The sequence below is a fragment of the Polynucleobacter sp. Latsch14-2 genome (genome assembly GCF_018881925.1).
In the GTDB taxonomy this organism is placed as follows: domain Bacteria; phylum Pseudomonadota; class Gammaproteobacteria; order Burkholderiales; family Burkholderiaceae; genus Polynucleobacter.
In genome coordinates, this window is the sequence record NZ_JACVPL010000001.1 from 200,415 (window position 1) to 224,448 (window position 24,034).

The window sequence follows — 24,034 nt, forward strand, 5'->3', positions numbered from 1 at the left end:
GTATTAACTCAGTAGATCTGGGTTGTTTGATCCGCTGGGTGGCGTTAAGCCAAAGTGTTCATAAGCCTGACGTGTTGCCACTCGCCCGCGCGAGGTGCGCTGCAGGTAGCCTTGCTGAATCAGATAAGGTTCTAAGACATCCTCAATGGTGTCACGTTCTTCACCAATCGCAGCCGCCAAGTTATCAATGCCGACTGGGCCGCCATCAAACTTATGTAATATTGCTTCAAGCAGTTTTCGATCCATCACATCAAAACCACTTGGATCAACATCGAGCATCTTTAATGCTGCATCAGCCATGGCCTTAGTAATGGTCCCATTGCCTTTGACTTCTGCGTAGTCTCGCACGCGACGCAATAATCGATTGGCGATACGCGGAGTGCCACGAGCACGCCTAGCTATTTCGATCGAACCTTCGGGATCAATTTCCGCCTTCAGAAGATTTGCAGAGCGATTAATGATCTTGGTAAGCTCTTCAGTGGTGTAGAACTCGAGTCTTGCCACAATGCCAAAGCGATCACGTAATGGATTGGTGAGCATGCCAGCACGGGTGGTAGCACCGATCAAGGTAAATGGTTTGAGATCAATCTTGACACTACGCGCAGCAGGGCCTTCGCCAATCATGATGTCTAGGCTGTAGTCTTCAAGAGCTGGGTAGAGAATCTCTTCAACTACTGGAGATAGGCGATGAATCTCATCAATGAACAGAACGTCGTTAGTCTCAAGGTTGGTGAGCAGTGCAGCAAGGTCGCCTGGCCTATCCAATACAGGGCCACTAGTTTGGCGTAGATTGACGCCGAGTTCACGAGCGATGATGTGAGCCAAGGTGGTTTTGCCAAGCCCTGGAGGTCCGAATAACAATACGTGATCTAGTGCTTCTTGACGCGCTCTGGTAGCGCTAATAAAAATCTCTAATTGGGAGCGAGCTTTAGTTTGGCCAACATACTCATCAAGCTGCTTGGGGCGCAAGGCTCTTTCAAAAACGGCCTCTGCATTGCCTGCCGCGCCACTGACAATACGATCATTACCTTCCGGTAAATCTTCAGGAATCGAACTAAGGTCTTCTGTATGTATCGCCATACTGCAAGTGTAGTGGTGTTTGGTTTAGTGGGGTATGTCTGATTAGGACTTGGATAAATACTTTAAGCCCATCCGAATACCATCTGAAACAGTGCTATCGGGAGGAATCTGTTTGAGGGTTAATAGCGCCTCTTTTTCTGAATAGCCCAGAGCCAAGAGCGCTTGCAAGATTTCGCTGCTAGCTTCTATGATTTGGGGCTTGCCAGTAATTCCTAAATCTGGCGCAAGCTTACCTTTGAGTTCTAGACAAAGGCGTTCAGCCGTTTTCTTGCCGATGCCAGGCACTTGAGTCAGGCGTCCTGCTTCTTGTAAGGCAATCGCCTGCGCTAGTTCGTTGACGCTCATGCCTGACAGGACTGCTAATGCAGTACGTGAGCCCACTCCACTGATCTTAATGAGTTGTCTGAAGGCCTCGCGCTCAGTTTCGGTAGCAAAGCCAAAGAGTTGTTGCGCGTCCTCTCGCACTTGGAAATGGGTGAGCAGGGTAATTTTTTGATTAACTTCAGGCAGTTGATACAAGGTACTCATCGGTACATCAATCTCATAGCCAACCCCTTGGCAATCAACCAAGAGGCGGGGCGGGTGAATTGAAACGAGAGTGCCTTGAATGCGACCAATCATATGAAGATCTTAACCTGTTTAGATATTTTTATTTGCTACGTTTCTTAGTCGCAAGTGCAGCGGTAATAGCTGGCGATATTTGCGCATGATGTGCGGCGCAGATGGCAACCCCCAAGGCATCCGAGGCATCCGTTCCTGGGGCGCGATTTAATCTCAGCAAACGTTTGACCATTTCTTGAACCTGAGGCTTGGCTGCGCGACCCGTACCTACAATGGATTGCTTGACACGTAACGCGCTGTATTCAGCAACAGGGAGCTTATCGGACACCAGGGCGGCAATCACTGCGCCTCTAGCCTGACCCAGCATTAAGGTAGAGCGGGGATTGACATTGAGAAAAACCTCTTCAATGGCGGCCGCTTCTGGATGATAACTTTCCAATACTTCTTTAACGCCAGCATAGAGTGCGCCAAGGCGCTCCGGCAGGCCTTTGGCAGGATCACCACTTTCAATCGTTCCAGAGGCAACATAGGTCAGCTTTTGGCCGTCAACATCTATCACGCCAAAGCCGGTTGTCCGTAAACCTGGGTCGATTCCTATCCAGCGCATGAGCAATCTGAGTCTCTTGATCTACTTTTTGTTTAATGGCGGAAGTGACGTGTGCCAGTAAAGATCATCGCAATGCCATGCTCATTGGCTGCCGCAATGATTTCATCATCACGCATGCTGCCACCGGGCTGGATTGCGCAACTGGCGCCACCGTTTACTACAACATCAAGGCCATCACGGAATGGGAAGAAGGCATCACTTGCAACTGCAGAACCTTTCAGGCTTAAGCCAGCGTTCTCTGCTTTGATGCTGGCCATACGGGCTGAATCAACCCGACTCATTTGACCGGCACCGATTCCTAAGGTCATGCCGTTTGCGCAATACACAATCGCATTGGACTTCACAAACTTAGCAACACGCCAAGCAAACATCATGTCATTCATTTCGCTTGGGGTTGGCAATCTTTGGCTGACTACGCGCATTTCGCTTTGGAGCACATTCTTAGCATCGGGCGACTGAACCAATAAACCACCGCCTACGCGTTTGAAATCAAAAGCATTAAACGCAGTGCCTAATGGGATCTCTAGTAGACGAACATTTTGTTTGGCAGCAAAAATGGCTTTTGCCTCATCACTAAAGCTTGGGGCAATGAGCACTTCTACAAATTGTTTGGAGATGGCTTCGGCTGCTGCGCCATCACAAGGCACATTGAAGGCAATAATGCCGCCAAAGGCTGAGCTTGGGTCGGTCTTAAAGGCTTTTTGATAGGCCTCAAGAGCATTGGTAGCAACTGCTACACCACAAGGGTTAGCATGTTTGATGATTACGCAAGCTGCGGCGCCGCCAGCGTTGTCAGAAAAGCTTTTAACACATTCCCAAGCAGAGTCAGCATCAGCAATATTGTTATATGAAAGCTCTTTGCCTTGCAATTGCTTGTAATTGGCTAGTGCGCCATCAACTGTCTGAATATCTTTATAAAAAGCAGCGGATTGATGTGGGTTTTCTCCGTAGCGCATCTCTTGTACTTTCTCAAAAGCCAGATGCAATGTATCTGGATAGGCAGAGCGCTTCTTGTGGTTCAGCTCATCACTCAAAGAGGAGAGATAATTTGCAATGGCGCCGTCATACTGAGCGGTATGGGCAAATACCTTCTTGGCAAGACTAAGATTGGTTTTATAAGAAACAGTGTTTGCGTTTGCTTTCATCTCTGCCAAGACTGGTGCGTAGTCTTCAGAAGAAATCAGCACGGTTACATCTTGATGGTTCTTGGCAGCAGCACGGAGCATTGCAGGGCCACCAATATCAATGTTCTCGACAGCATCTTCGAAACAACAGCTTTCCCGAGCAACCGTTTCATTAAAGGGATAGAGGTTGATGACCAACATATCAATAGTGTCGATGCCATGCTCTTTCAGGGCGGCCATATGCTCAGGAAAATCTCTCCGAGCCAATAAACCACCATGCACCATTGGGTGCAATGTTTTTACACGTCCATCTAACATCTCTGGAAACTTTGTCAGAGTAGCAACCTCAACAACGGGCAAATGATTTTCAGCCAAGAGTTTTGCAGTACCGCCGGTAGAAATCAATTTAATGCCTTGCTCATGTAGGGCTTTAGCAAAGGGCACAATGCCATTTTTATCGGAGACGGAGAGTAGGGCTGTACGGATCATATGGACTTGATGGTTAGATGAATAAATGGGTAATGTAAATAATTGGCTTTACTTGATCAGCTGATGCTCAACAAGTTTTTTATGCAAAGTATTGCGATTGATGCCAAGGTACTGAGCAGCTAAAGATTGATTTTGTTTGGCATGCTGCATAACTAATTCAAGCATCGGTTTTTCTACAACACCTAACACCATCTGATATATGTCTGATGGGGGGGTACCCTTGAGGTCGTCAAGATAGCGCTGTAATTGCGTTTCAATGCATTCAGTAATGGGGTGTTTATTGCTCATAGGGTTATATCTAGTACTAAAAATTAAGCAGCCTCTAAAAATAGCAAGCGATCGGAATGCGATTTCATTTCATCAAAAAAATCATTAACCATTCGTAATTGGGTTTTGCAATCATCCGCAGTATTCATTCTTTGGCGGAAGGCATGTGAGTCACGCAGCCCTTTGCAATACCAGCCAATATGTTTGCGCGCTGTACGCAGGCCAATATATTCGCCATAGAAGGCATAGTGATCAAGCAAGTGCTCATTCATGATCTCTTGAATTTCCGCAATCTCGGGGGTCGGTAACTTAGAGCCAGTTTCTAAATAATGATTGATTTCCCGAAAGATCCAGGGGCGACCTTGAGCGGCGCGGCCAATCATGATGGCATCAGCCCCCGTCGTTTGTAAAACAAGCTCCGCTTTCTCTGGAGTGGTGATATCGCCATTGGCAACTACCGGAATGAACACGCTATTTTTGACGGCAGTAATAGTTTCATACTCAGCTTCACCGTGGTACAGGTCGGCTTTAGTGCGGCCATGAACCGTCAACATGGAGATTCCCGATTGCTCAGCAAGTTTGGCTATAGCAATAGCGTTTTTATTGGCGCGATCCCAGCCTGTTCGAATTTTTAAGGTAACTGGAACCGCATCTGGCCCAACCCCTACGGCTTGCACTACTGCTTCTAAAATTTGCTGCACTAAAGGCTCGTCACGCATGAGTGCTGAACCTGCTGCAACGTTGCAGACTTTCTTGGCAGGGCAGCCCATGTTGATATCGATGATTTGTGCGCCGTGATCTACATTGACTTTTGCGGCGGCGGCCATCATGCCTGGATCGGCCCCGGCGATTTGCACGGCGATAGGGTTGAACTCACCCTGATGATTGGCTCGGCGCTGAGTCTTCTCGCTCTTCCAAAGCAACGCATTGGAGGCAATCATTTCAGAGACAGCATAGCCGGCACCCAATTTCTTACACAGTTGTCGAAATGGACGATCAGTAACGCCAGCCATAGGCGCGACAAAGAGTCGATTTGCAAGGAGGTGAGGACCAATCTTCATTTGAATCTAGGGTATTTGCGAGAAAATCTCAAGGTGGCGTGGAAAGCATGACACTTTAGCACAAATAGGGCTCAATCTGCCTATTTTTTAGGCAGATTGAGCGTGCAAAACAGGGCTTCAATGCCTAGATTAGAGGGGGCTAGCGGCGCCCAAACATCATTTGGCGTGCCAAGGCAGTTTTGATCGGAGGAAGCCACTGGAGGGCCGTTAAAGCCAGTCCACGACCAATCACAATGGGAAGTAAGTTTGAGGTGAATACTCTGGCCATAAAGTCAGTCAAGCCGATAGTGGTGGTGCGATCAGCTTGACGGCTTTGGGCATATTTTTGTAGTGCATTCTCAATATGATGGGATGTTTGCTCTTGCCTAGGGTTTGAGAAGATCTCTGCCAATGTTTCTGCCAAAAGATAGGCATCCCGTAAGCCGAGATTGAGTCCTTGGCCAGCAACAGGGTGCAAGGTTTGGGCGGCATTGCCCACCCATACTTCATTGCCCTGAGTAATTACTTTGCGATAGTTGAGCCCAAGTGGATAAAGACGACGATCTTGAATTTTTAGGAATCGACCAATGCGAGAGCCAAACTCTTTTTGTAGCGCCAATAGGAAATCAGTATCACTTAAGTTCAAGCGTTGTTGTGACGATTCAGGGGATCCGCACCAAACTAGGTTCAGGATGTTGCTGCCATAATGACTTGGCAGTACGGCAAGTGGGCCTTCTGCGGTAAAGCGCTCCCATGCTTGATGGGTTGCTGCGTTTTCTACCTCTACCAGCCCAACTAGTGCGGATTGATCGTAATCACGGCCAGATTCAACCCAATCTTGTTTTTTGAATAAACCACCTTCTGCATGAACAATACATTTAGCTTGGATGTTCAGGTGCTCAGAATCGTTATCGATATGTAGCCATGAAAAATGGGATTCGGTTTGATTCTGTCTGGTCTGAATTGCTCTTAAAGCTTTTCGTAAAGCCAAGTGAATGTCACGATAGCGAATGATGTGACCTAAGGCATCTTGACCTAACTCCTCACGCGTCATTAAAGCTCGTCCAAAGCGACCGGCTTGAGAAACGTGTACGCGATGAATATCGGCACAGTCAGTAGGCCAGGCATTAATAGTGTCGAGCAATAACTTGCTGCCATGCGACAGCGCAATACCTCTGCTATCGGCCGATACTAAGTCTGCATCATCAATGGGGTTGCGATCAACTAGTACGAGCTTAGATCCTGGATTTTTTTGTAAGCACCATGCGGCACAAGCAAGTCCCACAGGGCCACCACCCTGAATCAATATGTCGTACTCAATTGCGCTCTTCATTATTGGTTATTGATTTTTCATCAAGGCTTCAATTTCATCGGCTTTGACGGGCGCGCCACGAGAGATCAATTCACATCCAGAGTCATTGATTACCGCATCATCTTCAATCCGAATGCCGATATTCCAAAATCGTTCATCAACCTCTGCTGCTGGTCGAATGTATAGGCCTGGCTCAATTGTGATGACCATACCAGGCCTTAAAACGCGCCATGGTTTTTCATCGCTAATATTGGCATCGCTTGGTTCGCGATAGGAGCCAACGTCGTGGACATCCATCCCCAACCAATGCGAGGTACGATGCATATAAAAACGACGATAGGCAGCAGTCTCAATGGCGTTCTCTAGTGAGCCAAGTTCAGCAAGCTTGAGTAGTTTTTCATCTAACAAGCCTTGTGTGAGCACTTTGAGTGCGGCTTCATGCGGTTGCATAAAAGTATTGCCAGGTTTCGTTGCTGCAATGGCAGCTTCTTGAGCGGCTAAGGTAATGTCGTATAGAGCGCGTTGTGGTCCGCTAAATTTACCGCTGACCGGAAAGGTTCTGGTGATATCAGAGGCGTAACCATCGAGCTCGCAACCAGCATCAATGAGACAAAGCTCACTGTTTTTCAATTCAGTAGATCCGGCGCGATAGTGCAGGATGCAGGAGTTGGCGCCGCCGGCAACAATGCTGTTGTAGGCAACACTTTGTGCGCCGCTATTACGGAATTCGTGAAGTAGTTCGGCCTCGAGCTGGTATTCACGCATACCAGGCTTACAGATTTGCATTGCACGAATATGAGCTCGAGCAGAAATGGCGGCGGCACGTCGCATGATATCGATTTCATGAGCGTCTTTAAACAAGCGCATTTCATGAATCAGTACGTCAACATCATGAAATTCTGAGGGAGGATTGATGCCGGCACGCGACTGTTGACGAACTTGTTTCATCCAGTGACGCAAGCGACGATCAGTTTCTGCGCTCTCTGCCAGACGTATATAAACTGCATCTTGATCAGCTAGCAATTCGCTCAGCTTGGTATCGAGTTCGACATTACTATGAGCAGAATCTACCCCCAAGGTTTTTGGGGCAGCTTCAGGACCAAGGCGGATACCATCCCAGACCTCACGCTCTGTATCCTTGGGTCTGCAAAAGAGATGTGTTTCCTCACTGTTTTGGTCGACCTTCATCACTAGCGTAGCGCCTGGTTCTTCAAAGCCAGTCAGATAGAAAAAATCGCTATCGTGACGATAGGGGAAATCGCTATCGCGATTGCGCGGTAGTTCTGGTGCTGTTGCAACGATAGCGATACCACCGCCACTATTCATACGAATTTTTTTGGCTAACGCAGCTCTGCGTTTTTGATAAATGTTCGTGTTATTCATAAACTGCGTTGAGCTCTTGCAAACGTTGAGGTGTACCTACATCGTGCCATGGTCCGAGGTATTTTTCACCAGACACCTTATTGTCCTGCATTGCCGCACGCAGGAGTGGGGCAAGTTTGGCAGGTATATCTATCACAAGATCTTGAAATAAGTCGCAGTGGTAAATGCCTATTCCTGAAAAGGTGAGCCGTTCAGTCCCCGGGGATTCAAGATTACTTACCTGGGAATGGTTTAAATAGAAGTCTCCTGCTGGGTGTTGAGATGGGTTGGGCACCATCACCAAGTGAGCCAGCGGTGGATTTTGGGAGTCTTTTAGGGCGAAGTAGGCTTCTATGAGCTTTTTGATGGGAAAGTCTGGACAAAATACATCCCCATTAATCACTAAAAAGTAATCATCTGGATTTAGCAGGGGGAGCGCCTTGCGGATACCGCCAGCGGTTTCTAGTGCAACCCCCTCTGGTGAGTATTGAATCTCTACTCCAAACTGCGACCCATTTCCTAGGGCCTTTTCAATTTTTTGCCCTAGCCAGGCGTGGTTAATCACGATGTTTTGAATACCTGCAGCAGATAGCGCTTCTAGGTGCCACTGCAATAAAGACTTCTCTTTGATTTTGAGAAGTGGCTTAGGTAGTTCATCCGTCAAAGGCCGCATGCGTTCACCTCTGCCTGCGGCAAGAAGTAAGCCAGGAAATTGCGTTGACTTTGTCATGTTAACTTTTACGAGTGGACTCTAGGATGCGGGCTAAAGGCTTTAATTCAATATAGCGGTTCGCAGTTGCAATGGCATATTCCAGGACCAAAGGAATGTCTTTTAGGTAACCGTCTTTTCCATCTCGGTGGAATAATCTTGCAAAAATTCCAAGTACTTTGAGGTGGCGCTGCAAGCCCATCCACTCAAAATCGCGATAAAAATGGCCAAAATCAGCCGGCATTGGTAACCCAACTTTACGCCCCTCTTCCCAAAATTTAATCACCCAATCAATCACCCGTTCTTCAGGCCATGCAATGTAGGCATCGCGCCATAAAGAAGATGCATCATAGGTAATGGGCCCATAAACTGCGTCTTGAAAATCCAAAACGCCTGGATTATTTTTTTCGGTGACCATTAAATTGCGTGAATGGTAATCGCGGTGCACATAAACCTTTGCTTGCGCAAGATTGTTTTGAATAATGAGTTCAAAAGCCTGTTTGACTTGCACATCTTGTGTCTGAGTTAATTGAAGTTGTAGGTGTTTCATTAAATACCACTCTGGAAACAAATCTAGTTCGCGTTTCAATAGGGCGGTATCGTAATTTGGTAGCACATCAGGCTTGCTTGCCAGCTGCATTTTGACCATTGCTTGAGTTGCATCTCGATAGAGCTCATCTGCAGTGTTTTCATTTAGGGCAGAGAGATAGGTTTCATTGCCCAAATCATTTAGTAATAGAAAGCCCTGCGCCACATTTTTTTCGAGGATTTGGGGCACATTTAAACCGGCCTCTGTTAGCAATAAATCCACTCCAATGAAGGTGTCTATCGGTTCATGTTGAGGGGGGGCATCCATCACAATTAAAGTCCCAAAATCGGGATTTTTTGACTCAAGTCGAAAATACCGTCGAAAGCTAGCATCAGCCGAAGCGGGGGCTAATGTGTTGAGATCTAATTGCCAGCTAGGTTTGAGGCCTTCTAGCCAGTTACTGAGGGTATTTAAGCGAGCGTCGGTCATGGTCGATTCGTATAATAGTGCGAGTCAGGATCTATGAGTCATTATCGCCGTCGTGCCGGCCTTTGCGCCCCTCTTTTTTTAGCCCTAGCCCCCCGCTTAGTATTGGGGTTGGTATTGCTGCAATTTGCGCTTCCAGGCGCTGCTCAGGCGCCTGCGCCACTGCCCACTACTGCCCAGTCATTAAGCAATTCTGCAAATACAATTTTGATACCGGATCGTGGTGCCGTTACAGTTCTAAAACTAGATGACCAACTGCGAGTTGGCCAACCACTTGCTGATGGTAAAGCACTCACGTTTACATCTAGTGATGCGATTGATGGAGTGGTTGAGAGAGACATGCACCTGAAGGGTCGAGCGCAAATTCGTCGCAATGGTGCAGTCATTAAAGCTGATGAGATTAAATATAACCCTGATACTGATGTTGCAGATTTAAGCGGTAATGCAGAGTTGATAAAAGGTAATACTTCTTTTAAAGGACCCAAGGCTAGTTTTAAAGTTGATGCGCGCGAAGGTCAAATGGAGTCTCCAATTTATGAGCTTCGTGATAATCGTGCAAATGGCACTGCAAAGAAACTAACGATTGAAACTTCGGATATTTTTGTATTTGATCAGGCAACCTACACCACGTGCACCCCAGAAAATTTGGATTGGTATTTCACAGCAAGCAAAATCGAGATTGATAACGAGCAAAAAGAAATGGTTGGCACTAATGGTGTGATGCGTTTCTTCGATGTGCCTATTGCATATGTCCCTTATTTCAGCGTCCCAACATCAAGCCAGCGGCGCTCTGGAATACTTGCACCAGTTACTGGGTATAACTCCAATAATGGTTGGGATACTACTCTGCCTTATTACGTGAACGTTGCCCCAAATCGAGATCTGTTGTTATTGCCTCGTTATATGAATCAACGCGGCACCCAGTTAGGCGCTCAATATCGTTTCTTGGATAGCCAATATGCCGGCACCATAGTTGGGGAATACTTGCCTTACGATAAAAAAACGGGCACCGATCGCTGGAAATATGATTGGCAACAGAGGCAGAACTTTAGTGGGGATTTGGCGCCTGGTGGATTGCCTGCTCCTGGCTCCTGGAATGGCTATGCCAGCATCGCCCGCGTCTCTGACAATATGTACCCCACGGATTTTTCTCAAAGTATTGCCGGCGCTATTACTAACCAATTCCGTCAAGAGGTAGGAACAAGCAAGCAATTGACTGATAGCTTGAGTAATTGGAATACATCTGCGCGTGTATTGACTTTTCAGACTTTGCAGCCTGACCCAACATCAACAGTTCAGTCGCCTTACAACATCCTACCGAATTTGACGGTTGCCTATAACAATCAAATTACACCAACAGTTTCCGATACGACTGGTAAATATTTAGAATTGCCGACAGGCCCCAAAACTACCTTCTCTACGGATTACACGAGGTTTGCCTATAACGTTAACGGCAATCCTCTGGCGGCTCCTCCTGGTAATTTGTATAGTCAGGCTGATCGAACGGTAGTTAAAGGAGCCCTGGCTTTACCCCAGGTAACCCCCGGGTATTACTTGACTCCTAAAGTGAGTTTTCAGGCAAATAACTATGCTGCGACATCCTTAACGCCGGGCGCACCCAATGCCCAAGGCTTTGTGATTCCTACATTTAGTTTAGATTCGGGTTTGGCATTTGAAAGAGATGCGGCAGAGTTAAAGGGTTTCTTTGGGCGCGATATGTTGCTGACGATGGAGCCCCGCGCTTTTTATGTATATACGCCATTTCAGAGCCAGGCACAAACACCCTTATTTGACACTGCTGATGGTGGTTTTGGTGTGACTCAAATTTTTAGTGAAAATAATTTCATCGGCAATGACCGTGTTGCCGATAATAACAAGCTAACGGGTGGTATTACGAGTCGCATGCTAGAGGCTAGTTCTGGTGCTGAGCGCGCTTCAGTTACGCTCGCACAAAGGCAAGATTTCACAGGCCAGCGGGTGGGTCTCAATGGAACGATTGCTAACCCAACAACCTATTCAGATACCTTGGGTTCTGGCTCTATTCGCTTGCTCGGAAACTTTAGTGCCGATGCCTTTGGGCAGTACAACACGCAATTAAATCGTTTTGTACAAACTACGGTAGGCGGTAGTTGGCGCCCAACCCCAGGCCGAAGTTTAAATTTTGGCTATCGTAATGTGTGGAGTCCACCAACGCAAGCATTTGGACCAACTCCAGCCACCCTGTCTGCAACGACTACTGATCAATACAATGTTTCTGGTCAATGGCCTCTTACCCGTGAACTATCGGTCTTGGGGCGTTGGGGTTATGACGCTTTAACAACGAAAACCCTCAATACATTGGCAGCATTGGAGTGGGCACGTGATTGCTGGACTTTGCGTGCAGCCTATTCCCAGATGCTCAATACTTCTCAGATCACAACCACCCAAATCCTCTTCCAGATAGAGTTTAGGGGCTTTGGTAGCGCTGGTAGCAATCCAGTTGATATCATGAAGTTAAATGTTCCTGGATATATGCCTACTTCTAAGCCTATACCGCCTTCAACATACGAGAACTATCAATGACATATTGTCTTAGTGGCTTTAAACGGATTTTTATACAAGCTTTGTTGGCAAGCCTGGCCTTGCTTTCCAGTTTGGTTGCAGCTCAAGATACTGCACGCCCAAGTGCTGATAGCAAGATTCGTAATATTGATGGTGTGGCGGCAGTCGTGAACACGGGGTACGTCACTCGTAAAGAAATCGATGATCGCATTGCCGCATTACAGAAGCAGGGCACAAAACTACCGGATGCTGATGTTCTACGTAAGACGATCATGGAGCGTCTGATCATTGAAAAAATTCAATTATTAGAGGCCGCCCAAGAAGGCATTGTTGTCAGCAATTCAGAGTTGAACAAGATTATTGGCGACATAGCGGCAAAAAACAAATTATCTCTTCCGGAGTTTAAGCAAAAAGTAATTTCTTCGGGAGGTACATTCGAGCGATATCAGCAAATGTTACGTGATGACATTGTTATTAGTCGCTTTAGAGAGCGTGAGGTTGAGGCTAAGATCAAAGTTTCTGATGCCGAGATTGATAACTACATTGTGGATCGTATGCGGGCCGTCAATGGCGCAGGAGCTTCTCGCTCTACTCCTGCTGCGCCAGGCTCTCCTGAGGAAATTGATGTTGCCCAAATTTTTATCCCAGTGAATGCTGGTGCCGGTGTGGGCGCTCAAGCAGAGGCGAAGAAAAAAGCAGAAACACTGTTGCGCGATGCCCGTGGTGATGTGGATTTCTTGCAGCTTGGTGCAATAGCTGCAAAAGAGAACCCACAAATCAAGTTTCAGGAATTGGGCTACCGTACTCCGGATCGCCTGCCTCAGTTGTTTTACGAGGCAATTAGGAATACGGGTGGAGGTCAGGTAGCAAATGCCGTGGTGAAGAGCCCGGCGGGCTATCATGTACTTAAAGTGTTGGATCGTCGTGCTTTAGTTGCTGGTGCTCCGCAACAGGCTGCGCCACAAGATGCAACTCCTAGCGCCCCACAAAATATTCCTATTACTCAAACTATGTCACGCCACATTTTGTTGCGCAACCGCGCTGGTTTAACTGATCAGGATGCCGAGCGACGTCTGGCAGGATATCGTGACCAGGTTCGTGCTAAAACTGCTGACTTTGCTGATTTAGCCAAGAAATATTCCGAGGACGGTTCTGCTGCGAATGGTGGTAATTTGGGTTGGATGAGCCCCGGGGATTTGGTTCCAGAATTTGAGCAGGCGATGAATCGTTTGCAAATTGGTGAGGTGAGTAATCCCGTTAAAACAGAGTTTGGTTGGCATTTAATCCAAGTGCTGGAGCGCCGTGAGGCTCAGTTAACCGTAGAGAAGCAGCGAGATTTTGCACGCGCCGCAATCCGAGATAAGAAGTTTGAGCAGGCCTACCAAGACTGGATTCGTCAGTTACGCGATACCGCAACAGTGAAGATTATTAACTCAGAAGATGCTGCAAGCGTACCCCGTTAATCTAGTCGTTACCTCGGGCGAACCAGCGGGAATTGGTCCAGAGCTTAGTCTTGCAGCAACTCTTTCTTTTTTAAAAGAACAAGCAAACGTGTGCGTTACGCTGCTAGGGGATGGCTCTCTATTGCAGGTTCCGAAGGGTGTTGATGCTGATGTGTTGGCTCGCCTGAGGATTGAATCGATTGAGTTAGGAGCGTCTGTCACGCCCGGACAACTGAATTCTGCCAATGCCCCATATGTTCTCAGCCTCTTGGATGCGGCGGTCGAGGGATGTTTGGCTGGACGCTTTGATGCCATGATCACCGCACCCCTGCAAAAAAGTATTATTAATATTGCAGGTATGCCCTTTACTGGGCATACAGAGTACTTGGCGAAGGCTTGCAAGATTGATCATGTTGTCATGATGTTGTGTGCACTTTTACCTGCAGGATTCCTGGGGCTTAAAAATCCAAGGGAATTGCGGGTTGCTTTAGTGACCACTCACCTTCCATTGAAGGATGTGCCGGGAGCGCTGACCCAAAAACATATTCTGGAAACCATTCAGGTCGTTCATCGTGACCTCCAGAAAAAATTTGGCATTACTAAGCCGGTCATCAGAGTTGCAGGGCTGAATCCACACGCTGGTGAATCGGGCTATATGGGGCGCGAGGAGATTGACATCATTTCTCCTGCAATTGCATTGGCCAAGTTAGAGGGTATTGAAGTGACTGGGCCTTATCCCGGCGATACGATGTTTTCTGCGCAGAGTTTGGATCATGTGGATGCTTATATTGCGATGTATCACGACCAAGGTTTGGCTCCTTTTAAATTCGTCACATTTGGCGGCGGTGTCAATGTAACTTTGGGGCTACCTATTATTCGTAGCTCTGTTGATCATGGCACAGCCCTTGATATTGCTGGACAAGGTATTGCGGACCCCAGTAGCATGCTCGAAGCGCTGCGTTTGGCTTATCGATTAGCGGTCAATGAGAAGGCAAGTAACTCTTAATGCATCGCGCGCGTAAACGTTTTGGGCAAAATTTTTTGCAAGATAGTGGCATTATTTATTCTATCGTTGCCTTGATTAATCCCAGTGCTGATGCGCATGTGATTGAGATTGGCCCTGGACTTGGCGCCCTCACAAAACCTTTATTGAGTAATCTTGACCAGCTAGATCTTTTGGAAATTGACCGAGATTTAGTGGCTTATTGGAAGCAACAGAATTTGAAAGGCTTGTCGATTATTGAGGGAGATGCTCTTCAGTTTGATTTTGTCGCATGGGCTAAGAGTCACCCCAAAAATGGTGGTTTATGTAAGGTAGTCGGTAATTTACCCTACAACATTTCTTCACCCCTATTGTTTCATTTGGTATCCGCTGCAACGGTAGTGGACGAACAAGTATTCATGTTGCAGGCTGAAGTGGTAGAGCGCATGGTTGCTCCGGCGGGCAGTTCTGACTTTAGTCGGCTATCAGTTATGTTGCAGGCTCGTTACCATATGGAGCAGGTACTTGAAGTTCCGCCCGAAGCATTCGATCCTCAACCTAAGGTGAATTCAGCAGTAGTGCGAATGATTCCTAGAGTGGATTTCGACTTAAATGATGCCCAGTGGACTTCACTAGAGAAGGTGGTGGCAGCAGCCTTCTCTCAAAGAAGAAAAATGCTCCGCACTAATCTACAAAATTTTGCTGACAAATTATCTTTAACAGAGCTTGAGCTTAAGTCTCGCGCTCAAGACATTTCAGTTGATCGTTATATCGAGTGGGCTAAGACCTTAGTTCAATAAGGCCTTATTTCAGCATTGCTTTAGGTCTTGTAGGCCTCTGGATCAATCACACGCATTTCTGCTTCAATCCACTTTTCAACTTCTTGATGGAGTTGGCCGCCCGTTTTACCGGCAGAGGCAATTGCAGGGCCAATCGAAAAAATGACAGTGCCCGGTTGCTTTAGAAAGCTATTTTTAGGCCAGCAACGCCCTGCGTTGTGAGCAATTGGAATCACTATTGCCTCGGTAGCGCTTGCGAGTCTAGCCCCGCCTTTGCTGTAAGGTTTGTAAGATCCAGTTGGCATTCTGGTGCCCTCTGGAAACAACATAATCCACTTGCCTTCAGCGAGACGCTTACGACCTTGACTTGCTACTGAGAGGGCAGCCGTTTCTTTGCTGGCCCGATTGATATGAATCATTTTCAGCAATGCTAATGCCCACCCAAAAAATGGAATCCACAAAAGCTCACGTTTAAAGACAAAACAGAGTTGCTTTGGAAGGAGTGCAATGTACGCAATCGTCTCATAAGCGGACTGATGCTTACTCAGCACTACAACGGGTTGATCGAGTACGGCATACATATTTTCCATTCCGCGGATCTCATAATGAATTCCGCAGAGGGGCTGTAATAACCAAATTACGACCTTATTCCATAGGCCAATAAAGCGATAGCGATTTTCAGGATTTAGGAATGGAAAAGCTAGCAGACAAAGAATCGACCAAATCGGTGTAAAGATCAGCAAAAATAGAGTGAAAAGGGTTGAGCGCAAAAAGATCATTATCTAAATTTTCTCTTCTAAAAGGCTGGTGGCAAATGCAAGTAAGTCTTCATGAATTTCAGTGCCATCTGGGAGTCCTCCCTTGGCTAAAGTTTTCTTACCCTTGCCAGTCATGACTAAGTGTGGTGAAGCGCCAAGAGCGATGCCAGCTTGTAAATCTCTCAAGGAGTCTCCTACGATTGGAACCCCCTCAAGTGGGCTCTTGCTATTATTTTTCTTGTAGCGAAGGGCAATCTCTTTCATGAGGCCGGGCAATGGTTTTCGGCAATCGCAAGCATTAGCATCTACGTGAGGGCAGAAGAAGATGCTATCAATACGACCGCCAAGGGGCTTTAGTAATCCATCCATTTTGCTATGCATGGCATGCAAATCGTTGATACTAAAATAACCTCTTGCCAGACCTGATTGATTGCTTGCAATGGCTATCTGATAGCCAGCCTGATTCAGTAGGGCAATGGCTTCAAGGCTACCCGGAATTGGCACCCACTCATCACTCGACTTCACATAGTCGTCTCTGTCTTCATTGATCACGCCGTCGCGATCGAGAATGATTAATTTAGAAGAGCTGGTGCTCATGCCAATTTGCCGAGATCGGCAATGAGATTCATTTTCTGGTGGAGTTGTTGCAGGAGAGCTAGACGGTTATCCCGTAACTCAGGGTTTGGATCCATCACCATTACATCTGCAAAGAATTGATCAATGGGCTGACTCAAGGCCACGAGAGTCTTCAAGAGCTCAACAAAGTGACCTTGTTCGTATGCTGCATTGAGTGTTGGGGTAACACTTTCCAAGGCCTGGAATAAGGCAGACTCTGCAGGAGCTTGTAATAATTTACTAGAGCAAGCCGCTGGAATTGCCGTGGTGGTTTTCTTGAGAATGTTGCTGATCCGTTTGTTGGCGGCTGCAAGTTGGGTGGCCTGCTCAAGGGCATTAAATTCGCGTAAGGCAGTCAAGCGGCCAATCAGATCATTTAACTGTGCTGGTGATTGGCTAAGTACAGCATCAATTTCAGCGCTAGTAAATGGCTTGCCAGATACGGATTGGTCTCGCAAATAGGCACGCAGACGATCGATGATGAAGGCATAAATATCATCAGCCTTAGCCTTTTCAGCAACATCTTTTTGAGTAAATTGGGCGCGAGCTAATTTAATAAGCTCGGGCAGGCTTAAGGGAAGATTTTTTTCTAAGAGAAGACGGCAGATGCCTAAAGCATGACGACGTAATGCATAGGGGTCTTTGTCGCCAGTCGGAGCAAGACCAACCCCCCAAATCCCCACCAGAGTTTCTAATTTGTCAGCAATTGCTAGGATGGTACCGGTTTGCGTTTCCGGTAAGGTGTCGCCGGCAAACCGAGGCATGTAATGCTCACTACAGGCTGAAGCAACTTCAGAATTTTCGCCGTCATGTATTGCATAGTAGCGACCCATAATGCCTTGCAACTCTGGAAACTCACCAACCATATCAGTGAGCAGATCCGTCTTGGCAATCTCTGCGGCACGTCCTGCAAACTCGATATTTGCTTCAATACCTTTGTTTTTTAATGCTTTTGCGATGCCGGTGGCAATTGCAGCTACGCGCTGAGTGCGCTCAAGCTGATTACCGAGTTGGTTGTGATACACAACCTTGCCAAGGTCTGCCACGCGCGATCCTAGAGGGCGTTTTTGATCCTGCTGGAAAAAGAACCGCGCATCGGAGAGGCGGGGACGCACAACGCGCTCATTGCCAGAGATGATGGCGTCAGGTTTATTGGTTTGAATATTAGAAACAATCAAAAAGCGGTTGCGCAACTTACCCTGCTGATCGGTCAATGCAAAATATTTTTGGTTGGTTTGCATTGTCAAAATTAAGCACTCTTGCGGTACATCCAGAAACTCTTGGTCAAAGTGACATTCATAAATAGCTGGCCACTCAACAAGAGCTGTGACTTCATCTAGTAGGCTATCTGGCATTAGCACGGAATCAGCGCCAGCTGCCTTCAATAGGGCAACTTTGATATATTCACGGCGCTTGCTAAAGCTAGGCATGACTTTGGCTTCGCTTTGTAGTATTTTTTCGTACTGATCAGCTGATGTAATTGAAATTTGCCCGGATGATAAAAAACGGTGACCATCAGTTAGGTTTCCAGCCTGAATACCTAGCGCACTAATAGCCAAAGGCGCATTGCCATGAAGTGCAATGATTTTGTGAGCAGGACGTGCAAATTCAACATCGGCTAATTGCCCATTCTTCTGCATGACTTGGTAATGCATCATTTTGGCAATGGGCAGCTTACTTAATGTGCCTTCGAGCGCAAGTTGCGCTGTTTGTTCAAGAGCTGCACCTTTAGCAATTACATTTAAATACAAAGCCTCGTTTTTTCCTTCGCCAGATTTTTCTAGAGCGCTGATATCAAGATCTGCGTAGCCAAGAGCACCCAGTTTTTTGAGCAAAGGCGCAGTAGCTTGACCTTGGGCATCAAAAGCGATGCTCGTAGGTAATAATTTTTCCCGCACTGGATAGTCGGGAGCTTGATCCATTACCTCTGTCACATGAACTGCTAGACGACGCGGGGTTGCATAGCCAGTTACCTTAGAGTTTGCGGTCAATAAGCCCGCAGCCTCTAAAGCATTGAAGATCCCGTCGCTAAATCCATCCCCAAGACGACGTAATGACTTCGGTGGAAGCTCTTCGGTGAGTAGTTCAATCAACAAGTCAGCTGATTGAGAAGGCATATTCGATGTGCTCATAAATGGATTGGAGTACTTATGCTTTAGCTTGACGCTGGCACATTGGGAACCCAAGCTTTTCTCGGGACTCAAAGTAGGCCTGTGCGACAGCGCGAGAAAGATTGCGGATGCGGCCAATATAAGCAGCGCGCTCAGTGACTGAGATGGCACCGCGAGCATCTAGCAGATTGAAGGTGTGCGCAGCTTTCAAAACCATTTCATAGGCCGGTAAGGCAAGCGGTACTTCCATTAAGCGTTTTGCTTCGCTCTCGTAGTTTGCAAAATTAGCAAAGAGTAAGTCGGTATTGGAGTATTCAAAGTTATAGCAAGACTGCTCCACTTCATTTTGGTGATAAACATCACCATACGAAATGCCATCGGCCCACACTAGGTCATACACATTGGAGCAATTTTGAATATACATTGCAAGTCGCTCAATGCCGTAGGTGATTTCGCCCAATACGGGTTTGCAATCTAGCCCGCCAACTTGTTGGAAGTAGGTGAACTGAGTGACCTCCATGCCGTTGAGCCATACTTCCCAGCCAAGACCCCACGCACCCAGAGTTGGGTTTTCCCAGTCGTCCTCTACGAAGCGCACATCGTTTTCTTTAAGATCTAAACCGAGGGCTGCAAGTGAGCCTAGATATAACTCGAGAATATTTTCCGGGGCAGGTTTTAAGACAACTTGATATTGATAGTAGTGCTGAAGGCGGTTTGGGTTTTCTCCATAGCGACCATCTTTAGGTCTGCGTGAGGGTTGAACGTACGCTGCTTTCCAGGGCTCTGGACCAATGGCGCGCAAAAAAGTAGCTGTATGAGATGTACCAGCACCGACCTCAAGGTCGATAGGTTGCAATAGGGCGCAACCTTGTTGGTCCCAGTAATCTTGAAGTTTGAGAATGATTTGCTGAAAAGTAAGCATGATTAACCTAGCTAAGCCGTTGATTTTACATGGCTAAGCCAGCCAACTACTAAAACTGTTTTTGGCGGATCAAGCTTAGCAGTAGTAGGAGGCAGGAAATACTCAAAATTGGAGCGTTTCCCCAAATAACATAAGGCGTTTTTCCTGAATATGCTTGTACCGTGGCTTGCAAGGTTCCTTGAGTAAATTCTGGTAAACGAGAAATTACTTTGCCATCCGGCCCTAATACAGCAGTAATTCCAGTGTTGGTTGCACGTAGAGCTGGTAGGCCAGTTTCTAAAGAGCGCAATTGCGAGAGCCTTAACTGTTGAGCGGGAGCCTGAGAAGCCCCAAACCAGGCTAAATTGGTGATGTTGATCATCAGGTTTGCTGAGTTATCGCTATCGCGAAGTCGTGCAGCTATCTCACTCCCAAATACGTCCTCATAACAAATAGTGATTGCCGCATAAATGGGGTCTTGTTCAGCCCTCTTTATTTTAAAAAAAGATTGATCTGTTGCGCCGCGAGAAAAATCGCTTAAGGGGACACTAAAAGCTTTAACGAACCAATGGAAGCCTGGGGGAATAAATTCACCAAAAGGGACTAAGTGAGATTTGTCGTAGCGATAGACGGGCACGCCTGGACTGATACCTATTGCCCTGTTCGAAAACTCTCTGTTATCCGAAGGATTTTGATGTCGGCCAATAACGCCAAATAATAAGGCGCTTTGACTCTGATTTGAAAAAGCTTGCAGACTATCTAAAAGGCCGGCTGGTAAGCTGGTTTCGGGCCAAGGAAATGCAGTCTCAGGGCTGATAATCAGATCTGCATGCGAGGACTTCATAGCTTGGTCATAAAACTGTATTTGCTTAGATATGCCTTCAGGATTAAAGATTAAGCTTTGAGCAAAATTTCCTTGAATCAGTTCTACGCTAAGTGGCTCACCTGCGGGTTTTGTAAAGTGCCACAACGAGAGCGCTGGCATAAGAAGCAATGTGCAGGCAAGTGATATCCCATTGATCTTTGGGTTTTTTCGGAGGGTATACAGTTGCCACGAGCTCCAGACAGCTAAAAAAGTACAGGCCAATCCTCCTAGGTAAGGTGCGATTGCCCCAAATGGACCATTGACTTGTGATTCAGCCAGTCCCATCCAAGGGAATCCGGTGAATAGCCAACCCCTTAACCACTCAATCAGCACCCAGTTAGCTGCAAGTAGTAGACCTGATATAGGACTATGTTTAAAGAATCGCATTGACAGACTTGCCAAAGAAAAAAATAAAGCCATACCGCCGGCTAGTAAAAACACTGCTGCTGTTGATAGCATCCAGTGCATACCGCCAATGACATGAAGGCTGATATAAATCCACCATAGGCCAAGTACAAAGTAGCCAAACCCGAAAGACATTCCGGCTACAAAATAATTCTTGAGGGGTTGCTGATTTAATTTATGGAGCTGCCACCAAATCAAACTCAGTAGCGGGACTTGAATCCAGCCACCAAAAGGAAGCTCGGTTGCCGCAGCTAATATTGCGCCTAGGATGAAAAGCGCAAGTAGCTTTGGATAAATACCACCCTTCTGCAATTGCCAATCTATCAAAGCTTGTCTCAATCAGTTTTTTTAGAGGTTTGACGTGCTAAGAGAATATGAATCTGCCTGGGGTCGGCGCGCTGCACTTCGAATTCAATGTCATTAATTTCAATGACTTCACCGATCTTGGGAACTCTGCCTAAGTGTTGAATTACGAGGCCCGCCACAGTTTCGATATTCTCATCAGAAAAATGCGTTCCTAGAACTTCATTTAATTGGTCAAGCTCAGTAATGCCTTTAACCCGGATATCTCCATTATCGAGAGAGATAATGTTATCGGCCTCTTCATCAATATCATGCTCATCTTCAATATCGCCCACAATTTGTTCGAGAACGTCTTCAATAGTGATGATGCCAGCAACGCCACTATATTCATCAACGACAATGGCTAGATGATTGCGGTTATCTTTGAAATCACGCAACAAAATACTTAAGCGCTTAGATTCTGGAATGAATACTGCCGGACGTAACCAGTCGCGCACCTGAAAATCAGCCTCCGCAGAGTGACGGAGTAAATCTTTCGCTAGTAATATGCCTATCACATTGTCTTTGCTGCCTTCATAAACAGGAAAGCGTGAGTGCGCTGCGACGATCACACATTTAATAATTTCAGGAAGTGATAGGTTTATATCAATCCAATCGATTTGCGCGCGCGGCACTAGGATGTCTCGGGCGCACAGTTGCCCCACCTGAAATACTCCCTCAATCATTGAGAGTGCATCAGCATCTATAAGTCCTTCACTTTGAGCTTCTCGGAGCGTATCAATGAGCTCCTGTCGGCGTTCAGCAGGGCTGACGGGTTGCGAGGTCAGAAAGTCAGTGAGTCGTTCTAGTAAAGATTTATTGGGGTCGGGCATATTGAAAGAATAGCGTAGAAATAAGTAATTTCAGTGATTGATCAAGAAATGGGTTTCATTGTGGGATATAGGGGTTAGTGAAGCCCAGCTCTTTTAATATTTTTATTTCAAGACTTTCCATTTTCTTTGCATCTCTATCCGCCCCATGATCATAGCCCTGAGCATGCAAGCAGCCGTGAACAACCAAATGAGCTAAATGAGCTTGCGCTGTTTTGCTCTGTTCACGTGCCTCTCTCTGTATTACGGGCAAGCAAAAAATAATATCTGCTGTAAGAGACTGTTTAGTGAGCGCATAAGGAAAGGTCAGGACATTGGTGGGCTTATCTTTATTTCGGAAGGCAAGATTCAACTTTTTACCTTCTGCCTGATTGACAAAACGCAGAGTCAGTAAACCGCCCTGTTCGATTGTTGTTTTAACCCAGCGCTTGATAAGAGCGCTTGCAGCTATACCATCCAGCGATTTTTCTAGCGCTGGACTTGCGCACTGAATTTCGATTATGAGTTTTTGCATTGACTTAAATTACGCTAGCATGCGAATGCAGGAGTTCCCCGCGAAGGGTGTAATTGAGAACTTCAGTAATTTTTATGTCTACCATCTTGCCAATCCACTCATCTATATTTTGGTCTGGTGTAGGAATGTGGATGACGCGATTATTCGCCGAACGTCCCTGAAGATTGACACCGTCTTTAGCTAGGCCCTCAATTAATACTTTTTCAATATTGCCAAGCATGTTCTGACTAATTACAGTTGCCTGAGATTCAACTAATGCCAACAAGGTTTGTAAGCGCTTTAGTTTCACTTCATACGGTGTGTCGTCGCTTAAATTTGCGGCTGGAGTTCCCGGTCTTGGGCTAAAGATAAAGCAAAAGCTATTATCAAATTGCAACTCTTTAACCATCTTTAATAGCTTCTCAAAATCAGCATCAGTCTCACCTGGGAAGCCAACAATAAAGTCGCTTGAAAGAGTGAGGTCTGGGCGTACTTGGCGCATCTTCCGAATAATGCTTTTATATTCCAGCGATGTGTAGCCACGCTTCATGGCCGAGAGCACCGAGTCAGAAGCATGCTGAACTGGTAGATGTAGGTGACTGACTAATTTCGGAACTTTTGCATACACATCAATCAAGCGTTGTGTAAATTCCTTAGGGTGACTGGTAGTAAAGCGTATGCGCTCGACCCCTGGTATTTCTGCAATATATTCAATTAAGAGTGCAAAGTCAGCGATATCTTCGCTCTTACCCATCTTGCCTAAATAGGCATTGACGTTTTGCCCTAGCAAAACAATCTCTTTGACGCCTTGCGCTGCCAAGCCAGCCACTTCAGTAAGGACATCATCAAAGGGGCGTGAAACTTCTTCGCCACGGGTATAGGGCACTACGCAATAACTACAGTATTTGGAGCAGCCCTCCATGATGGAGACGTAGGCAGAGCCACGCGTTTGACGAGAGATAGGGAGGTGGTCAAATTTTTCAATTTCTGGAAAAGAAATATCCACCTGAGAAACCCCAGTCTCACGACGTTTAGTCAGCAAATCGGAAAGGCGATGCAAGGTTTGCGGACCAAACACGACATCTACATAGGGTGCACGACTGATAATTTGCTGACCTTCTTGACTGGCAACACACCCACCAACCCCAATTAATAAATCAGGCCTGCGTTTTTTGATTTCGCGTAAACGACCAAGATCAGAAAAGACTTTGTCTTCTGCTTTTTCTCGAATAGAGCAGGTATTGAGTAGAACAACATCTGCATCTTCTGGAGAGTCTGTGATTTCCATGCCTTCGTTGGCATGGAGAATGTCTGCCATCTTGCCCGAGTCATACTCGTTCATTTGACAGCCAAAGGTTTTGATATAGAGCTTTTTCATATGCCGTTCTCAGGTTTATAACTGGG

The 24,034-nt window shown here is 46.6% G+C and carries 22 protein-coding genes; 4 read left to right on the forward strand and 18 right to left on the reverse strand.

Annotated elements, in window-relative coordinates:
* Positions 1–3 precede the first annotated feature (3 nt).
* The 10 genes from ruvB to ICN46_RS01160 all read right to left on the reverse strand — a co-directional run bounded on the left by ruvB (position 4) and on the right by ICN46_RS01160 (position 9,569).
* Entirely contained in the window at positions 4–1,080 is a 1,077-nt protein-coding gene (ruvB, locus tag ICN46_RS01115) for a Holliday junction branch migration DNA helicase RuvB (RefSeq protein ID WP_216203644.1), read from the reverse strand.
* Between the two features lie 42 nt (positions 1,081–1,122).
* Positions 1,123–1,701 (reverse strand): Holliday junction branch migration protein RuvA, encoded by a 579-nt coding sequence (ruvA, locus tag ICN46_RS01120; RefSeq protein WP_216203645.1) that lies wholly within the window; start codon positions 1,699–1,701, stop codon positions 1,123–1,125.
* A gap of 28 nt (positions 1,702–1,729) precedes the next feature.
* Positions 1,730–2,248: a crossover junction endodeoxyribonuclease RuvC gene (ruvC, locus tag ICN46_RS01125; protein ID WP_216203648.1), complete on the reverse strand. Its 519-nt coding sequence runs from the start codon at positions 2,246–2,248 to the stop codon at positions 1,730–1,732.
* 32 nt (positions 2,249–2,280) lie between these two features.
* Entirely contained in the window at positions 2,281–3,861 is a 1,581-nt protein-coding gene (gene purH, locus ICN46_RS01130) for a bifunctional phosphoribosylaminoimidazolecarboxamide formyltransferase/IMP cyclohydrolase (RefSeq protein ID WP_216203649.1), read from the reverse strand.
* 48 nt (positions 3,862–3,909) lie between these two features.
* The gene (locus ICN46_RS01135; protein WP_216203651.1) at positions 3,910–4,149 is read right to left on the reverse strand and encodes a helix-turn-helix domain-containing protein; all 240 of its coding nucleotides are present in this window, start codon (positions 4,147–4,149) and stop codon (positions 3,910–3,912) included.
* Positions 4,150–4,172: 23 nt separating this feature from the next.
* The gene (dusB, locus tag ICN46_RS01140; protein ID WP_216203653.1) at positions 4,173–5,189 is read right to left on the reverse strand and encodes a tRNA dihydrouridine synthase DusB; all 1,017 of its coding nucleotides are present in this window, start codon (positions 5,187–5,189) and stop codon (positions 4,173–4,175) included.
* A 139-nt stretch (positions 5,190–5,328) separates the two neighbouring features.
* On the reverse strand, positions 5,329–6,501 hold the full coding sequence (locus ICN46_RS01145; protein WP_216203654.1) for an FAD-dependent monooxygenase: 1,173 nt from the start codon (positions 6,499–6,501) through the stop codon (positions 5,329–5,331).
* Positions 6,502–6,507: 6 nt separating this feature from the next.
* Positions 6,508–7,863, reverse strand: coding sequence for a Xaa-Pro aminopeptidase (gene pepP / locus ICN46_RS01150; RefSeq protein ID WP_216203656.1), 1,356 nt, complete (start codon positions 7,861–7,863; stop codon positions 6,508–6,510).
* Entirely contained in the window at positions 7,856–8,572 is a 717-nt protein-coding gene (murU, locus tag ICN46_RS01155) for an N-acetylmuramate alpha-1-phosphate uridylyltransferase MurU (protein ID WP_216203658.1), read from the reverse strand. The genes pepP and murU overlap by 8 nt, the downstream gene beginning before the upstream one ends.
* A gap of 1 nt (position 8,573) precedes the next feature.
* Positions 8,574–9,569: an aminoglycoside phosphotransferase family protein gene (locus ICN46_RS01160; RefSeq protein WP_216203660.1), complete on the reverse strand. Its 996-nt coding sequence runs from the start codon at positions 9,567–9,569 to the stop codon at positions 8,574–8,576.
* A 33-nt stretch (positions 9,570–9,602) separates the two neighbouring features.
* Here ICN46_RS01160 and lptD point away from each other — a divergent pair, with 33 nt between their 5' ends.
* Genes lptD through rsmA form a run of 4 tightly spaced genes read left to right on the forward strand, consistent with a single transcriptional unit; the run spans position 9,603 to position 15,331 of the window.
* Entirely contained in the window at positions 9,603–12,128 is a 2,526-nt protein-coding gene (gene lptD, locus ICN46_RS01165) for an LPS-assembly protein LptD (RefSeq protein ID WP_216203662.1), read from the forward strand.
* A complete protein-coding gene (locus ICN46_RS01170; RefSeq protein WP_216203664.1) occupies positions 12,125–13,570 on the forward strand; it encodes a peptidylprolyl isomerase in 1,446 nt (481 codons plus the stop codon). Before lptD ends, ICN46_RS01170 begins: the two co-directional genes overlap by 4 nt.
* Positions 13,551–14,555 (forward strand): 4-hydroxythreonine-4-phosphate dehydrogenase PdxA, encoded by a 1,005-nt coding sequence (gene pdxA, locus ICN46_RS01175; protein WP_216203989.1) that lies wholly within the window; start codon positions 13,551–13,553, stop codon positions 14,553–14,555. Before ICN46_RS01170 ends, pdxA begins: the two co-directional genes overlap by 20 nt.
* On the forward strand, positions 14,555–15,331 hold the full coding sequence (rsmA, locus tag ICN46_RS01180) for a 16S rRNA (adenine(1518)-N(6)/adenine(1519)-N(6))-dimethyltransferase RsmA (protein ID WP_216203666.1): 777 nt from the start codon (positions 14,555–14,557) through the stop codon (positions 15,329–15,331). The genes pdxA and rsmA overlap by 1 nt, the downstream gene beginning before the upstream one ends.
* Before the next feature lie 20 nt (positions 15,332–15,351).
* Here rsmA and ICN46_RS01185 read toward each other — a convergent pair whose 3' ends face one another.
* Genes ICN46_RS01185 through miaB form a run of 8 tightly spaced genes read right to left on the reverse strand, consistent with a single transcriptional unit; the run spans position 15,352 to position 24,008 of the window.
* A complete protein-coding gene (locus ICN46_RS01185) occupies positions 15,352–16,089 on the reverse strand; it encodes a lysophospholipid acyltransferase family protein (protein WP_216203668.1) in 738 nt (245 codons plus the stop codon).
* A 3-nt stretch (positions 16,090–16,092) separates the two neighbouring features.
* Positions 16,093–16,665 carry a D-glycero-beta-D-manno-heptose 1,7-bisphosphate 7-phosphatase gene (gmhB, locus tag ICN46_RS01190; RefSeq protein ID WP_216203670.1) on the reverse strand — a complete coding sequence of 191 codons (573 nt, stop codon included), beginning with the start codon at positions 16,663–16,665 and terminating at the stop codon, positions 16,093–16,095.
* Complete coding sequence (gene glyS, locus ICN46_RS01195) at positions 16,662–18,815, reverse strand: glycine--tRNA ligase subunit beta (RefSeq protein ID WP_216203672.1); 2,154 nt, start codon at positions 18,813–18,815, stop codon at positions 16,662–16,664. Before glyS ends, gmhB begins: the two co-directional genes overlap by 4 nt.
* Positions 18,816–18,831: 16 nt before the next feature.
* On the reverse strand, positions 18,832–19,716 hold the full coding sequence (glyQ, locus tag ICN46_RS01200) for a glycine--tRNA ligase subunit alpha (RefSeq protein ID WP_216203674.1): 885 nt from the start codon (positions 19,714–19,716) through the stop codon (positions 18,832–18,834).
* 49 nt (positions 19,717–19,765) lie between these two features.
* Positions 19,766–21,304 (reverse strand): apolipoprotein N-acyltransferase, encoded by a 1,539-nt coding sequence (lnt, locus tag ICN46_RS01205; protein ID WP_255538680.1) that lies wholly within the window; start codon positions 21,302–21,304, stop codon positions 19,766–19,768.
* On the reverse strand, positions 21,301–22,140 hold the full coding sequence (locus ICN46_RS01210; protein WP_216203676.1) for a CorC family transporter: 840 nt from the start codon (positions 22,138–22,140) through the stop codon (positions 21,301–21,303). The genes lnt and ICN46_RS01210 overlap by 4 nt, the downstream gene beginning before the upstream one ends.
* Before the next feature lie 55 nt (positions 22,141–22,195).
* Positions 22,196–22,651, reverse strand: a complete 456-nt coding sequence (gene ybeY / locus ICN46_RS01215; protein ID WP_216203678.1) for an rRNA maturation RNase YbeY — start codon at positions 22,649–22,651, stop codon at positions 22,196–22,198.
* A 4-nt stretch (positions 22,652–22,655) separates the two neighbouring features.
* Positions 22,656–24,008, reverse strand: a complete 1,353-nt coding sequence (gene miaB, locus ICN46_RS01220; protein WP_216203680.1) for a tRNA (N6-isopentenyl adenosine(37)-C2)-methylthiotransferase MiaB — start codon at positions 24,006–24,008, stop codon at positions 22,656–22,658.
* Positions 24,009–24,034 lie beyond the last annotated feature (26 nt).

What these genes read in the sequence shown, in the direction of transcription:
- ruvB (WP_216203644.1), bottom strand. Translation starts at nt 1,080, where the DNA reads ATGGCGATACATACAGAAGACCTTAGTTCGATTCCTGAAGATTTACCG.
- ruvA (WP_216203645.1), bottom strand. Translation starts at nt 1,701, where the DNA reads ATGATTGGTCGCATTCAAGGCACTCTCGTTTCAATTCACCCGCCCCGC.
- ruvC (WP_216203648.1), bottom strand. Translation starts at nt 2,248, where the DNA reads ATGCGCTGGATAGGAATCGACCCAGGTTTACGGACAACCGGCTTTGGC.
- purH (WP_216203649.1), bottom strand. Translation starts at nt 3,861, where the DNA reads ATGATCCGTACAGCCCTACTCTCCGTCTCCGATAAAAATGGCATTGTG.
- ICN46_RS01135 (WP_216203651.1), bottom strand. Translation starts at nt 4,149, where the DNA reads ATGAGCAATAAACACCCCATTACTGAATGCATTGAAACGCAATTACAG.
- dusB (WP_216203653.1), bottom strand. Translation starts at nt 5,189, where the DNA reads ATGAAGATTGGTCCTCACCTCCTTGCAAATCGACTCTTTGTCGCGCCT.
- ICN46_RS01145 (WP_216203654.1), bottom strand. Translation starts at nt 6,501, where the DNA reads ATGAAGAGCGCAATTGAGTACGACATATTGATTCAGGGTGGTGGCCCT.
- pepP (WP_216203656.1), bottom strand. Translation starts at nt 7,863, where the DNA reads ATGAATAACACGAACATTTATCAAAAACGCAGAGCTGCGTTAGCCAAA.
- murU (WP_216203658.1), bottom strand. Translation starts at nt 8,572, where the DNA reads ATGACAAAGTCAACGCAATTTCCTGGCTTACTTCTTGCCGCAGGCAGA.
- ICN46_RS01160 (WP_216203660.1), bottom strand. Translation starts at nt 9,569, where the DNA reads ATGACCGACGCTCGCTTAAATACCCTCAGTAACTGGCTAGAAGGCCTC.
- lptD (WP_216203662.1), top strand. Translation starts at nt 9,603, where the DNA reads ATGAGTCATTATCGCCGTCGTGCCGGCCTTTGCGCCCCTCTTTTTTTA.
- ICN46_RS01170 (WP_216203664.1), top strand. Translation starts at nt 12,125, where the DNA reads ATGACATATTGTCTTAGTGGCTTTAAACGGATTTTTATACAAGCTTTG.
- rsmA (WP_216203666.1), top strand. Translation starts at nt 14,555, where the DNA reads ATGCATCGCGCGCGTAAACGTTTTGGGCAAAATTTTTTGCAAGATAGT.
- ICN46_RS01185 (WP_216203668.1), bottom strand. Translation starts at nt 16,089, where the DNA reads ATGATCTTTTTGCGCTCAACCCTTTTCACTCTATTTTTGCTGATCTTT.
- gmhB (WP_216203670.1), bottom strand. Translation starts at nt 16,665, where the DNA reads ATGAGCACCAGCTCTTCTAAATTAATCATTCTCGATCGCGACGGCGTG.
- glyS (WP_216203672.1), bottom strand. Translation starts at nt 18,815, where the DNA reads ATGAGCACATCGAATATGCCTTCTCAATCAGCTGACTTGTTGATTGAA.
- glyQ (WP_216203674.1), bottom strand. Translation starts at nt 19,716, where the DNA reads ATGCTTACTTTTCAGCAAATCATTCTCAAACTTCAAGATTACTGGGAC.
- ICN46_RS01210 (WP_216203676.1), bottom strand. Translation starts at nt 22,140, where the DNA reads ATGCCCGACCCCAATAAATCTTTACTAGAACGACTCACTGACTTTCTG.
- ybeY (WP_216203678.1), bottom strand. Translation starts at nt 22,651, where the DNA reads ATGCAAAAACTCATAATCGAAATTCAGTGCGCAAGTCCAGCGCTAGAA.
- miaB (WP_216203680.1), bottom strand. Translation starts at nt 24,008, where the DNA reads ATGAAAAAGCTCTATATCAAAACCTTTGGCTGTCAAATGAACGAGTAT.